We start from the raw sequence: 12333 nt of genomic DNA, 5'->3' as shown, positions 1-12333 counted from the left end.
TGATGGTTAAGCCAGTAAGGATGACGGTTGAAGCAGGCCTTGCCGCCGAGCAAACCCTGTTGGCCGCCGTTTGCGCAGGCGAACAGGAGTTCGGCCTGCTGTTCTGGCAACCCATCGATCAAGCCCTCGTCATGCCGCGTCGCTTGAGCCGTCTGCCGGCCTTCGACGCTGCCAGTCAGGTTTCAGCCGATGCCGGTTGGCCCGTATTGCTGCGGGAAACCGGGGGTGAGCCGGTGCCGCAGTCGAGTGCCACGGTCAATATCGCGCTGGTCTACGCGCCGCCGCGCAGCGAAGGCGACCAGGGGCGTATCGAAACCGGTTACCTGCGCTTGTGCCAGCCGATCTGCGACTTGCTGATCGAGTTGGGCGGCGATGCGTCCGTTGGCGAAATCGACGGGGCGTTTTGCGATGGCCGTTACAACGTCAACCTCAATGGCCGCAAGATGGTCGGCACCGCACAGCGTTGGCGACAAAGCGGCGGGCGCCCGGTGGGCCTGATCCACGGCGCATTGCTGTTGGAAAACGACCGTGAAGAACTGATCGCGGCGGTCAATCGCTTCAATGAAGCCTGCGGTCTCGACCAGCGTGTTCGCGCCGCCAGCCATATCGCCTTGCACGAAGCCTTCCCGGCACCGGATGCAATCAGTCGGCTGGATGAGCTGTACCGTACGATGCTGGCCGGGTTCCTGCCGGGTTAACGCGTCCCGAACACCACCATCGTCTTGCCTTTGACGTGCACCAGGTTGCGTTCTTCCAGGTCCTTGAGCACGCGCCCGACCATTTCCCGCGAACAGCCGACAATGCGCCCGATTTCCTGGCGTGTGACTTTGATCTGCATGCCGTCGGGGTGGGTCATTGCGTCGGGCTGCTTGCACAACTCCAGCAGGCAGCGAGCTACACGCCCGGTGACATCAAAGAATGCCAGGTCGCCCACTTTGCGGGTGGTGTCGCGCAGGCGCTGGGCAATCTGGCCGCTCAGGGCATACAGGATGTCGGGATCGTGCTGGGCCAGTTCACGAAACTTCGTGTAGCTGATTTCGGCCACTTCGCACTCGACTTTGGCCCGTACCCAGGCACTGCGCTCCTGCTCTTTGCCGGCTTGTTCGAACAGGCCTAGTTCCCCGAAGAAATCGCCGGTGTTCAGGTAGGCGATGATCATCTCGCGGCCGTCTTCATCCTCGATCAGGATGGTGACCGAACCTTTGATAATGAAGAACAGTGTTTCGGAACGCTCCCCCGCGCAGATGATGTTGTGCTTGGCGGGGTAGCGGCGACGCTGGCAGTGCATCAACAGTTTGTCGAGATTCTTGATCTTGGGTATGGGAGTAAGAGCAACCATGGTTGTATCCCGAAAAGACTGCACGGTGTGGTTGGAGTTGTTTTTATCCAGAGGTATCGGCATTGATACACGCTGTACAAAGGATGGCAATGCGCCATTTCGCTGGCGCCAGCTTACCAGACACATTCTGACTCGATTAGCCAATTTACTGGGGAAAGACTGCTATTGATCGCTTTGATGGGAAACGCTGTAGCGATCTGACCCTGTGCTAAGCTGGCGACCCTTTTTTAGCAGTGGAGTCTGGGCGATGAAGGCACGCATCCAATGGGCGGGCGAAGCCATGTTCCTCGGTGAGTCGGGCAGTGGCCATGTGGTGGTCATGGACGGCCCGCCGGAAGCCGGTGGCCGAAACCTGGGCGTACGCCCGATGGAAATGCTCCTGCTTGGCGTGGGCGGTTGCAGCAATTTCGACGTGGTCAGCATCCTGAAGAAATCCCGCCAGGCCGTGGAAAGCTGCGAGGCCTTCCTGGAAGCCGAGCGCGCCACTGAAGACCCCAAGGTGTTCACCAAGATCCACATGCATTTTGTGGTGAAGGGCCGGGCGTTGAAGGAAGCCCAGGTCAAGCGTGCTATCGAGCTGTCGGCCGAGAAGTATTGCTCGGCGTCGATCATGCTGGGTGCGGCTGGCGTGGCCATCACCCATGATTACGAAATCATCGAATTGGGCTGATCACACGATCTGCCGGCAAAAAGAAAGGGCGCTGTGAAAGCGCCCTTTTTTTCGGCTCAGATTCGGTATGTGCTTTTAGTCATGACCTTGGCCAACAGGCTCATGCCAAACCTCACCGGCGCCGGGAAACGGAAGCCGCCAGCATCCAGCGCGCTTTCTGCGTGGTGTTCTTCGTCGATGCGCATCTGCTCAAGAATTGCCCGGGACTTTTCGTCTTCGGCGGGCAGTTGCTCGAGGTGTTCATCCAGGTGCTTGCACACTTGATGCTCGGTGGCGGCGACAAAACCCAGGCTGACTTTGTCGCTGATCAAGCCGGCGGCGGCGCCGATGCCGAACGACAAGCCATAGAACAGTGGGTTCAGCACGCTGGGATGGCTACCGAGCTGGCGAATGCGTTGTTCGCACCAGGCCAGGTGGTCGATCTCTTCTTCGGCGGCATGCTCCATGGCTGCGCGCACTTGCGGCAACTTCGCCGTCAGGGCCTGGCCTTGATACAGCGCCTGGGCACAGACTTCACCGGTATGGTTGATGCGCATCAGGCCGGCGACATGGCGGGTGTCGGTCTCGCTCAACTGTGCGTCGGGCTGCACGATGGCGGGCGACGGGCGGTACGGTTGGCCGCTGAACGGCAACAACGTGCGCATGGCCATGTCGGCTTGCAGCAACAGACGATCAATCGGCGAGTAGTGACGTTGGGTAGTCATGCTGACCTCCGGGAAGAATCTCGGCGGCCAGTTTACCGCAAGAGAAGGGCGAGCGTTTGCGCTGAGTCAAGGGCATAGGGTCGCAGCCTGCAGGCCGCGACCGCCGCCCAAAGGGTGATCAGCCCGGAGGCCAGTTCATTTGGCGCTGACCCAGCACGTGCATATGGATGTGATAAACGGTCTGCCCGCCTTTCGGGTTGCAGTTCATCACCACGCGGAAACCTTCCTCGCAGCCTTGTTCCACGGCCAGGCGCTGGGCGGTGAACAGGATATGACCGGCCAGGGCTTTGTCTTCCTCGGTCAGGTCGTTGAGGGTCGGGATGTGTTTCTTCGGAATGACCAGGAAATGCACTGGCGCCGCTGGATGAATATCCTTGAAGGCCAGGACCTGGTCGTCTTCGTAGATGATGTCCGCAGGTATTTCTCTGTTGATGATCTTGGTGAACAGAGTATCCACAGCTGTTTCTCCATTATGAAAGTGCAGGATGAGTGTACCCAGGCGTTCAGCGCGGGCAATAGGCCTTGTTGATGGCGCCGGCGATCTTGCGTGTCAGCCAGCGCGGGCTGAGTCGTGGGCTGAAAGTGATCCAGCGGTTGCGTCGGCCGGGAATGATGATGGCTTTGTTCTTTTCCAGCGCGCGCACGGTGTAGAGCGCCACTTCCTCGGGGCTCATCAGCTTTTCGCTGGCGTCGAGCTTGGCGGTGTCCATCTGTGCCGTGCCGAAGAAAGCAGTGCGCGTTGGGCCGGGGCAGAGCACCGAGACCTTGATGCCACAGGTCTTCAGCTCTTCGCGCAGGCCTTCGGAGAAGTGCAGTACATACGCCTTGCTGGCGTAGTAGCTGCTCATCCACGGGCCGGGTTGAAAGGCTGCAACCGAGGCCACGTTGAGGATCTGCCCGCCCCCCTGCAGTGCCATCGCGTTGCCCAGGGCATGACACATACGGGTCAGGGCCAGGATGTTGACTTCGATCAGGTCCTGTTCGGTCATCCAGTCCTGGGCCAGGAACGGCCCGCTGGTGCCGATACCGGCGCAGTTGACCAACAGGTCGATCTGCCGCTCGCCCTCTTCAAGCTCCAGCAGAAAACCGGACAAGCGCAGCGGCTCGCCCAGGTCGCAGGCCCGAAACAGCACTTCGACGCCAAACCGTTGGGTCAATTCGATTGCAATGCTTTCCAACTGATCACGCTGGCGGGCCACCAGAATCAAGCTGCGGCCGCGACGGGCCAGTGCTTCGGCCAAGGCCAGGCCGATGCCGCTGGAGGCACCGGTGATCAGAGCGTAACGGGTCATGCCTTTCTCCATCGCAACGCTACCGGGCCTGTGACAGAGGCATCACAGGCGACGGGCGTTTCTTCACTGTTCTGGAGAGTCTACAGGTTCGGCTGTGTCGTCAGCACTTTGCGCGCGCTCTTCTTCATCAACGGTGACGCTTTGATCGGTGGCGTCATCGGAGGTGATGGAGCTGCTTTCATAGCTGCTGTCCATATTGGCTTCGAGTTGGTTCAGGTAGCCGTTCATACCCAGCGTCAGCAAAAGGCCGAACATCAGTGGAATAAACGCGAGCCACAGGGCGGCCAAGACTTTTACTGCCGTGGAGTTACGCGGTGGTGGCGCGCCATATTGGTTGGCACCAGCGTTACCCGGCAATACCAGCAGCAGGATAGGGAAGACGCTGTTTACCAGTGGCACCAGATGCAAGAGCCACAGCCAGCCGGACCAGCCCAAGTCATGTAGTCGTTGCACTCCGATTTGCACGCTGACCCAAACAATCGCCACACACAGTGCCAAGCCCAGCAGCACACCAATAATGGCGCCCAACGTCGGCGAAGCGGTCGCCACGGCAAAGCTGACGGTGCTGATAATGCCGCCCGCTACGAGCATTGCAAGGGTCAACACCAGTGTCCACGCCAGGTAGCGCAGGCGGCCGATACGGCCATGGATGGTGAACACCTTGAGTGTCGAGAATTCTGCCCCGTTATCACCGACGGCCGCGCGGGGTGGCGCGTAGGGCGATGCGGCGGGGCGTGAATAACTAGCGGAGCCGGAATCGGTCTCGTGGGCTTCTGCCAGGCTGAAGGCCACGGGTTGTTCGGCTTCGATACGCGCATCGATGCCGGCGTTTTTCAGTGCGGTGAGGTAGGTTTCAGCGTCAGAACGGGAAAGGTCACGCTTGAGCGCGACCGGGCGACCGGTAAACAGCTTTTCGATGGCGCCCACGTCGCTCTTGAACAGTTCGGCGAGGTTCAGTTTGGCAGTGGTGCTTTCGACACCCGGGAGCAAGGCTCCGTCAAACACAATCTTGAAACGGTTGTCGCTCATGCGGGCATCCTTGTCACTTGTCTGGGAGGGGGGGCAGGCCTGCTCGGTTGGCAGGCCTTGCGGTTGGGTCAGCGTGGCCAGCGCAATTGTGCTGCTTGCTCGCGTGCCTTGCGGTATTCGGCATCCAGGCGGGCAATCAGTTCATCGACGCTGGGCAAATCATCAATCTCACCGACGCCTTGGCCGGCAGACCATACAGTCTTCCACGCCTTGGCCTCGTCGCTCAACGGCTTGAGCTTGGAACCGAAGTTGACTTCGCCCTTGCCCTGTAGGGCGGCGAGGTCAAAACCGGCGTTTTCCAGGCTCTGGCGCATGAAGCTTGCGGGCACGCCGGAGACTGCGGGAGTGTGCACGATGTCGGCGGCGCGCGATGTGAGCAGCATCTCTTTATACGCATCCGGGGCGTGGCTTTCGGTGGTACCGATAAAGCGTGTGCCGAAATAGGCGAGGTCGGCGCCGAGCAGTTGAGCGGCGAGGATCTCGTGGCCATGGTTGAGGCAACCGGCCAGCAGCAAGGTCTTGTCGAAGAACTGACGAATCTCGGCAATCAGGGAAAACGGGCTCCAGGTGCCCGCATGGCCACCGGCGCCCGCTGCGACGGCGATCAGGCCATCGACACCGGCCTCGGCGGCTTTTTCGGCATGGCGTCGGGTGGTGACGTCATGGAACACCAGGCCGCCGTAGCTGTGGACGGCGTCGACCAGTTCCTTCACAGCGCCCAGGCTGGTGATGACGATCGGCACTTTGTGCTCGACGCAGATCGCCAGGTCGGCCTCCAGCCGTGGGTTGCTGTTATGCACAATCAAATTGACGGCATATGGCGCGGGGGTGTCCAGCTGTGCCAGGCCCGCCTCGATTTCTTCCAGCCAGGCCTTGAAGCCGCTGCTTTCGCGCTGGTTGAGGGCGGGAAAGCTCCCCACCACTCCATTGCGACAGCACGCCAGGACCAGTTGCGGGTTGGAAATCAGGAACATCGGCGCCGCCACCACGGGCAGGCGCAGACGTTGTTCAAGCAGAGCGGGCAGCGACATTGGAGGTACCCCGTGTGATTGAAGTTAGAACGGTTTGACCACGACCAAAATTACGATAGCCAGCAATATCAGAACGGGCACTTCATTGAACCAGCGATAAAAGACATGGCTGCGGGTGTTTTCGCCACGGGCGAAGCGTTTTACCTGCGCGCCGCACATGTGGTGGTAGCCGATGAGCAGTACCACGAGGGTCAGCTTGGCGTGGATCCAGCCGCCCGAATGAAAGATGCTCGGGTTGAGGTAGATCAGCCAGCCGCCGAAGATCAGTGCCGCAACCATCGCCGGGCCCATGATGCCGCGGTACAGCTTGCGCTCCATGAGGCTGAAGCGTTCCTTGCTGACGGTGTCTTCGCTTTGGGCGTGGTAGACGAACAGGCGTGGCAGGTAGAACAGCCCGGCAAACCAGCAGACGATGCTGATGATGTGGAAGGCTTTGACCCATAGATAAAGCATTTTTAGTTATTCCCAGGTTCACGGTAGCCACGATAGTAGTGGCTCATGCGCCCGTACGTCACGTTGACGGTTGTCGCAGGACGATGCGGCCCCTATTATCGACGGCTTTCCAGTGGGTTCGTTGAGGGCAGGTTTATGGTCAAGGTCGGTATCGTCGGCGGCACGGGTTACACCGGTGTCGAATTGCTGCGTCTGTTGGCTCAGCATCCGCAAGCTGAGGTGGTGGTCATCACTTCCCGATCCGAGGCCGGGCTGGCCGTTGCTGATATGTACCCGAACCTGCGAGGCCACTACGACGGCCTGGCATTCAGCGTTCCGGACATCAAGACTCTTGGCGCCTGTGATGTGGTGTTCTTTGCTACGCCGCACGGTGTTGCCCATGCGTTGGCAGGTGAACTGCTGGCGGCTGGCACCAAGGTGATCGACCTGTCGGCGGACTTCCGCCTGCAAGACGCCGATGAGTGGGCCAGGTGGTACGGCCAGCCTCACGGTGCGCCGCAGTTGTTGGAAGAAGCCGTGTATGGCTTGCCGGAAGTCAATCGTGAGCAGATCAAGCAAGCGCGCCTGATCGCGGTGCCGGGTTGCTATCCAACGGCTACCCAGCTTGGTTTCCTGCCATTGCTGGAAGCTGGGTTGGCGGACACTTCGCGCCTGATCGCCGACTGCAAGTCGGGTGTCAGCGGTGCCGGCCGTGGTGCTGCGGTGGGTTCGCTGTATTCCGAGACGTCGGAAAGCATGAAGGCCTATGCGGTAAAAGGGCACCGTCACTTGCCGGAAATCCGCCAGGGCTTGCGCCGCGCCGCGGGCAAGGACGTGGGTCTGACCTTCGTGCCGCACCTGACCCCGATGATCCGTGGCATTCACTCCACGTTGTACGCAACCGTGGTGGATCGCTCGGTCGACCTGCAGGCGTTGTTTGAAAAGCGTTATGCCAATGAGCCGTTCGTCGACGTGATGCCGGCTGGCAGCCACCCGGAAACGCGCAGCGTGCGCGGCGCCAACGTGTGCCGGATTGCCGTGCACCGTCCGCAGGATGGCGACCTGGTGGTGGTGTTGTCGGTGATCGACAACCTGGTCAAGGGCGCGTCGGGCCAGGCGGTGCAGAACATGAACATCCTGTTCGGCCTGGATGAGAAGCTGGGCCTGTCCCACGCGGGCATGCTGCCTTAAGGCTGTTTAGCCGCTCAGCAAAAGGCCCGTTGATCGGGCCTTTTGTGTTTTTAATGGCGGCAACGCCGATTGATATACCGTAACAATAGTTGACCGCTTTTCTAGGAGAAGCGGATAATGCCCGCCATTACGCATATGGCGGCGGTACGCCGGGAGATTATCAGCATGAGCGTTGAATCCTTCACCCCCACGGCTTTGCAATTCACCCACGGTGCTGCGCACAAGGTGAAGAGCCTGGTCGATGAAGAGGGTAATGATCGCTTGAAGCTGCGCGTATTTGTTACGGGCGGCGGTTGTTCAGGGTTTCAGTACGGTTTTACCTTCGATGAAGATGTGGCCGATGACGACACCATCGTTGAGCGCGAGGGCGTAAGCCTGGTCGTGGACCCGATGAGCTTCCAATACCTGGCAGGTGCCGAGGTGGATTACCAGGAAGGTCTGGAGGGTTCGCGTTTCGTGATCAAGAACCCTAACGCCACCACTACCTGTGGTTGCGGGTCTTCGTTCTCGATCTGATCGATTGCGGATACAAAAACGCCGCTTGGCCTCCATAGGCCAAGCGGCGTTTTGCTGTCTGGGGCTTAAGCGGGGTAGATCGCGCCCAGTACCCGAAGCCCTTGTGCGCCGGTGACGCTGGGGCGGTTGGCGGCAATGCCTTCCAGGCAGCAGTGGGCCAGCCAGGCAAAGGCCATGGCCTCGACCCAGTCAGGGTCTACACCGTAAGCGGCGGTGCTGGCGACCTGTGTGGAAGGTAGCAGTGCTGCCAGGCGATGCATCAGCGTGGCGTTGTGGGCGCCGCCGCCGCAGACCAGCAAGGTTTCGGTGTTGGATTGGGCCGCTTGCAGGGACTCGACGATGGTAAGGGCGGTGAGTTCCAGCAACGTAGCTTGCACATCTTGTGGCGGGAATGCCGGCAAACGCCCGAGGTGTTGTTGCAGCCATCCCAGGTTGAACACTTCGCGCCCGGTGCTTTTCGGGCCTTTGGTCACGAAGAACGGATCGCTGAGCAGGGCGTTGAGCAACTGTGGCACGACATGGCCGCTGGCTGCCCACTGACCGTCGCGGTCGAAGTGTTCGCCGCGGACCAGGTGGATCCAGGCGTCCAGTAGAACGTTGCCTGGGCCGCAGTCGAAACCGGCTACAGGTTTGTCGGTTTCGATCAGGCTGAGGTTGCTGAAACCTCCCACATTCAATACCGCACGGTTACCAGTGCGCTCGCCAAACAGTGCTTCGTGGAAAGCGGGGACCAGCGGTGCGCCCTGGCCGCCTGCGGCAACATCGCGGCTGCGGAAGTCGCTGACCACGGTGATGCCGGTCAGCTCCGTGAGCAGCGCGGGGTTGCCGATCTGGACGGTAAAGCCCCGCGCAGGTTCGTGGCGGATTGTCTGGCCGTGGCTGCCAATCGCACGAATGGTCTGGGGCTTGAGGTTCTGCTGGTCGAGCAAGGTGTGAATGCCGTGGGCGGCGAGTTTTACCCAGTGCTGTTGGGCAATGGCGGAGCGGGCGATTTCGTCCGGGCCGCTGGCGCACAGGCTCAGCAGCTCGGTGCGCAGGGTGTCCGGCATGGGGATGTAGTGCGTGGCGATCAGGTTGATCGCCGGGCCCTGTTCGATGAGGGCAATGTCCAGGCCGTCGAGGCTGGTCCCGGACATCACGCCTATATAGAGCGCCATGGCTTAACGCTTTGCCGAAGCCAGCAGGGTGGAGCGTTCCTGATCCATGCGTGCCATCAGCGGCTGGCTTTGTTGCAGGAAACGCGCACGCTCTGCTTTGGCGATCGGGTCAGCCATCGGCAGCTTCTGGCCCAGTGGGTCGACGTGGACGCCATTGACCTGGAACTCGTAGTGCAGGTGCGGGCCGGTCGACAGGCCGGTGGTACCGATATAGCCGATCACTTGGCCCTGTTTCACGTTGCTGCCGGTGGACACGCCCTTGGCGAAGCCTTGCATGTGGCCATACAGGGTCCGATAGGTGTTGCCGTGCTGGATGATTACGGTATTGCCGTAGCCACCACGACGTCCTGCCAGCAGCACCTTGCCGTCACCTGCTGCTTTGATCGGCGTACCGCGTGGAGCGGCATAGTCGACGCCTTTGTGGGCGCGGATTTTGTTCAGAATTGGATGCTTGCGACCCATGGAGAAACGCGAGCTAATGCGAGCGAAGTCCACTGGCGTGCGGATGAAGGCCTTGCGCATGCTGTTGCCGTCAGCCGTGTAGTAGCTGCTGTTGCCTTGTTTGTTGGTGTAGCGCACGGCCGTGTAGGTCTTGCCGCGGTTGGTGAAGCGTGCCGAGAGGATGTTGCCGGTGCCGACCACCTTGCCGTTGGCGACTTTCTGCTCGTAGATCACGTCGAATTCGTCGCCCTGGCGGATGTCCTGGGCGAAGTCGATGTCGTATCCGAACACGCTGGCCATGTCCATGGTCATGCTGTGGGACAGGCCGGCACGGGCGGCGGATTGCGACAGGGAGCTGTTGATCACGCCATGTACATAAGCGGAGCGCATGACCGGTTTGGTGGTGACGCGATTGAAGGCGAAACCCTTGGCGCCCTTGGTCAGGGTGATGGTTTCGAGGTCGCTGACACTGCTGTGCAGGTTGTTCAGCTGGCCGTCGGGCGTCAGTTCGAACTCAAGCTTCTGGCCGTGTTTGAGCTGTGTGAACTGCTTGGCTTGTTTATCGCTCGCCAGCACCTCATTAACGGTTGCCGCGGGCAGGCCGACCTTCTCGAACAGGGTGGAAAGCGTGTCGCCCTTGGCCACGATGACTTCGCGGTGTTGAGGGGTCTTGGCGGCGGGTGCTTCCTGGGTAGCCTGTTGGGTGTCCTCAGGTGTGCTTTCTATCTGTGCGAACGGCGATTCGGTTGGCGCATTTGTGGCTTGTTGGGCGTCGGAAGCGTCTTGATCTTGTGTCAGTTGTTCAACAGGACTTTCCAGGTCAAGGCTCAGGGATGTTCGTTTGGCTTCTACGTCACTGGAAGGGAATACCAGGAGTGCCAGGCTGAGAAGGGCGGCGATGCCACTTGCGGCGAGCAAGTGGGTCTTCGGGTAAAGCGGCGGCGCTTTAGACGGTTCTGTGGTCATAAGTAATTTTGACTTTGAAGATGAAATGGAAAAGATGAATGACATGATGAAGATGAAATAACTGTATAAAATATAACCAAATCATCTGTGGCGCAAGCTCGCGAACGCTGGGCTTGTTGAACGGTGTCCGTTCGCAGGGCAAAACTTGTAATTAGTCCCTGATCTTGTATGGTTGGTTCCCTTTTGAATCTGAGCCTTGCGGGTCTGTTATGAAGTCGGTTGAAGAGCAGCTAGCGCTGATAAAACGTGGTGCGGAAGAACTGTTGGTGGAAGCTGAGCTGATCGAAAAGCTCAAGCGTGGCCAACCCCTGCGTATTAAAGCCGGCTTTGACCCGACTGCGCCGGATCTGCACCTGGGTCATACCGTGCTTATTAATAAGCTGCGTCAGTTCCAGGAGCTGGGGCATCAGGTCATCTTCCTTATAGGTGACTTCACGGGGATGATCGGCGATCCGAGCGGCAAGAGTGCTACGCGTCCGCCGTTGACTCGTGAGCAGGTTCTCGACAATGCCGAGACCTACAAGACCCAGGTATTCAAGATCCTCGATCCGGCCAAGACCGAAGTGGCGTTCAACTCCACGTGGATGGATCAGATGGGGCCGGCCGACTTCATTCGCCTGACGTCTCAGTACACCGTTGCGCGGATGCTTGAGCGTGATGACTTCGACAAGCGCTACTCGACTAACCAGCCTATCGCTATCCATGAGTTCCTTTATCCGCTGGTTCAGGGCTATGACTCGGTAGCCTTGCGCGCGGATGTTGAGCTGGGCGGTACCGATCAGAAGTTCAACTTGCTGATGGGGCGTGAGCTGCAGCGTGCATATGGGCAAGAAGCTCAGTGCATTCTCACCATGCCTTTGTTGGAAGGGTTGGATGGCGTCAAGAAGATGTCCAAGTCGTTGGGCAACTATGTAGGTATCCAGGAGGCGCCGGGTGTGATGTACGGCAAGCTGGTCTCTATTCCGGATGCGCTGATGTGGCGTTACTTCGAGCTGTTGAGCTTCCGCTCGATGGATGAGATCAATGCACTGCGCGCTGAAGTCGAGGCGGGTGCCAATCCGCGTGATGTGAAGATCAAGCTGGCGGAAGAGATTGTTGCGCGGTTCCATGGTGAAGAGGCTGCGGCCAATGCTCACCGCGCGGCGGGCAACCGTATGAAGGATGGCGAGTTGCCGGATGATCTGCCGGAGATCGAGCTGTCTGCTGCTGAGGCGATGCCAATTGCGGCTGTCCTTAATAAGGCGGGCCTGGTTAAGAATTCGGCGGTTGCGCGGGACCTTCTGGGGTCGGGTGGTGTGCGTATAGATGGTGAGGTTGTCGATCGCACCTTTATATACGAGCTGGGCGCTACCCATGTTTGCCAGGCTGGGAAGAAGGCGTTTGCGCGTATCACGCTCAAATCCGAATAAAGCTGAAATTAGGTGTTGACGGCGAATTATATCTGTCTATAATTCGCCCCACTTCCGGCGCAGTCGAAACGGAAAACTCCTTGGTAAACAATGGGTTATGTAGGTTTTGACGGTAAGTTGCTTCAGTTCATCGGAGCCAAAAGGAAGTTGAAAAAG

General features: G+C 59.5%; 14 protein-coding genes. 5 read left to right on the top strand and 9 right to left on the bottom strand.

Annotated elements, in window-relative coordinates:
- Positions 1-2 precede the first annotated feature (2 nt).
- Complete coding sequence (locus HX792_RS13600) at positions 3-698, top strand: lipoate--protein ligase family protein (protein WP_176996591.1); 696 nt, start codon at positions 3-5, stop codon at positions 696-698.
- On the opposite strand, the gene crp is transcribed toward HX792_RS13600, so the two are convergent.
- Positions 695-1339 (bottom strand): cAMP-activated global transcriptional regulator CRP, encoded by a 645-nt coding sequence (gene crp, locus HX792_RS13595; RefSeq protein WP_099585649.1) that lies wholly within the window; start codon positions 1337-1339, stop codon positions 695-697. The two genes, HX792_RS13600 and crp, sit on opposite strands and share 4 nt — an antisense overlap.
- 247 nt (positions 1340-1586) lie before the next feature.
- Here crp and HX792_RS13590 point away from each other — a divergent pair, with 247 nt between their 5' ends.
- Positions 1587-2009 (top strand): OsmC family protein, encoded by a 423-nt coding sequence (locus HX792_RS13590; protein WP_005792019.1) that lies wholly within the window; start codon positions 1587-1589, stop codon positions 2007-2009.
- Between the two features lie 56 nt (positions 2010-2065).
- Here the strand turns inward: HX792_RS13590 and coq7 are convergent, their stop codons facing one another.
- The 6 genes from coq7 to hemJ all read right to left on the bottom strand — a co-directional run bounded on the left by coq7 (position 2066) and on the right by hemJ (position 6518).
- Complete coding sequence (coq7, locus tag HX792_RS13585; RefSeq protein WP_176996590.1) at positions 2066-2713, bottom strand: 2-polyprenyl-3-methyl-6-methoxy-1,4-benzoquinone monooxygenase; 648 nt, start codon at positions 2711-2713, stop codon at positions 2066-2068.
- Positions 2714-2831: 118 nt separating this feature from the next.
- Complete coding sequence (locus HX792_RS13580; protein ID WP_010206940.1) at positions 2832-3170, bottom strand: histidine triad nucleotide-binding protein; 339 nt, start codon at positions 3168-3170, stop codon at positions 2832-2834.
- Positions 3171-3216: 46 nt separating this feature from the next.
- Positions 3217-4005, bottom strand: coding sequence for an SDR family oxidoreductase (locus HX792_RS13575; protein WP_176996589.1), 789 nt, complete (start codon positions 4003-4005; stop codon positions 3217-3219).
- A gap of 63 nt (positions 4006-4068) precedes the next feature.
- Positions 4069-5034, bottom strand: coding sequence for a DUF805 domain-containing protein (locus tag HX792_RS13570; RefSeq protein WP_176996588.1), 966 nt, complete (start codon positions 5032-5034; stop codon positions 4069-4071).
- Positions 5035-5102: 68 nt separating this feature from the next.
- Positions 5103-6065 carry a nitronate monooxygenase family protein gene (locus HX792_RS13565; protein ID WP_176996587.1) on the bottom strand — a complete coding sequence of 321 codons (963 nt, stop codon included), beginning with the start codon at positions 6063-6065 and terminating at the stop codon, positions 5103-5105.
- Positions 6066-6089: 24 nt separating this feature from the next.
- Complete coding sequence (gene hemJ, locus HX792_RS13560; protein ID WP_176996586.1) at positions 6090-6518, bottom strand: protoporphyrinogen oxidase HemJ; 429 nt, start codon at positions 6516-6518, stop codon at positions 6090-6092.
- Positions 6519-6653: 135 nt separating this feature from the next.
- Between hemJ and argC the strand changes: the two genes are divergently transcribed.
- Positions 6654-7688, top strand: coding sequence for an N-acetyl-gamma-glutamyl-phosphate reductase (gene argC / locus HX792_RS13555; RefSeq protein ID WP_176996585.1), 1035 nt, complete (start codon positions 6654-6656; stop codon positions 7686-7688).
- A gap of 165 nt (positions 7689-7853) precedes the next feature.
- Entirely contained in the window at positions 7854-8204 is a 351-nt protein-coding gene (erpA, locus tag HX792_RS13550; RefSeq protein WP_003176443.1) for an iron-sulfur cluster insertion protein ErpA, read from the top strand.
- Positions 8205-8269: 65 nt separating this feature from the next.
- Here erpA and HX792_RS13545 read toward each other — a convergent pair whose 3' ends face one another.
- A complete protein-coding gene (locus HX792_RS13545; RefSeq protein WP_176996584.1) occupies positions 8270-9361 on the bottom strand; it encodes an anhydro-N-acetylmuramic acid kinase in 1092 nt (363 codons plus the stop codon).
- 3 nt (positions 9362-9364) lie between these two features.
- Positions 9365-10768 carry a peptidoglycan DD-metalloendopeptidase family protein gene (locus HX792_RS13540; protein WP_176996583.1) on the bottom strand — a complete coding sequence of 468 codons (1404 nt, stop codon included), beginning with the start codon at positions 10766-10768 and terminating at the stop codon, positions 9365-9367.
- 209 nt (positions 10769-10977) lie between these two features.
- Between HX792_RS13540 and tyrS the strand changes: the two genes are divergently transcribed.
- Positions 10978-12177, top strand: coding sequence for a tyrosine--tRNA ligase (gene tyrS / locus HX792_RS13535; RefSeq protein WP_065881612.1), 1200 nt, complete (start codon positions 10978-10980; stop codon positions 12175-12177).
- Positions 12178-12333: the final 156 nt, after the last annotated feature.

It is taken from the genome of Pseudomonas sp. B6002 (assembly GCF_013385985.1).
In the GTDB taxonomy this organism is placed as follows: domain Bacteria; phylum Pseudomonadota; class Gammaproteobacteria; order Pseudomonadales; family Pseudomonadaceae; genus Aquipseudomonas.
Note: the sequence above shows the minus strand (reverse complement) of the source record. Positions and strands in the feature narration are given on the sequence as shown.

Bases quoted from the DNA above. Each gene is read 5' to 3' on its own strand.
- HX792_RS13600 (WP_176996591.1), top strand. From the start codon at position 3: ATGGTTAAGCCAGTAAGGATGACGGTTGAAGCAGGCCTTGCCGCCGAG.
- crp (WP_099585649.1), bottom strand. From the start codon at position 1,339: ATGGTTGCTCTTACTCCCATACCCAAGATCAAGAATCTCGACAAACTG.
- HX792_RS13590 (WP_005792019.1), top strand. From the start codon at position 1,587: ATGAAGGCACGCATCCAATGGGCGGGCGAAGCCATGTTCCTCGGTGAG.
- coq7 (WP_176996590.1), bottom strand. From the start codon at position 2,713: ATGACTACCCAACGTCACTACTCGCCGATTGATCGTCTGTTGCTGCAA.
- HX792_RS13575 (WP_176996589.1), bottom strand. From the start codon at position 4,005: ATGACCCGTTACGCTCTGATCACCGGTGCCTCCAGCGGCATCGGCCTG.
- HX792_RS13570 (WP_176996588.1), bottom strand. From the start codon at position 5,034: ATGAGCGACAACCGTTTCAAGATTGTGTTTGACGGAGCCTTGCTCCCG.
- HX792_RS13565 (WP_176996587.1), bottom strand. From the start codon at position 6,065: ATGTCGCTGCCCGCTCTGCTTGAACAACGTCTGCGCCTGCCCGTGGTG.
- hemJ (WP_176996586.1), bottom strand. From the start codon at position 6,518: ATGCTTTATCTATGGGTCAAAGCCTTCCACATCATCAGCATCGTCTGC.
- argC (WP_176996585.1), top strand. From the start codon at position 6,654: ATGGTCAAGGTCGGTATCGTCGGCGGCACGGGTTACACCGGTGTCGAA.
- erpA (WP_003176443.1), top strand. From the start codon at position 7,854: ATGAGCGTTGAATCCTTCACCCCCACGGCTTTGCAATTCACCCACGGT.
- HX792_RS13545 (WP_176996584.1), bottom strand. From the start codon at position 9,361: ATGGCGCTCTATATAGGCGTGATGTCCGGGACCAGCCTCGACGGCCTG.
- HX792_RS13540 (WP_176996583.1), bottom strand. From the start codon at position 10,768: ATGACCACAGAACCGTCTAAAGCGCCGCCGCTTTACCCGAAGACCCAC.
- tyrS (WP_065881612.1), top strand. From the start codon at position 10,978: ATGAAGTCGGTTGAAGAGCAGCTAGCGCTGATAAAACGTGGTGCGGAA.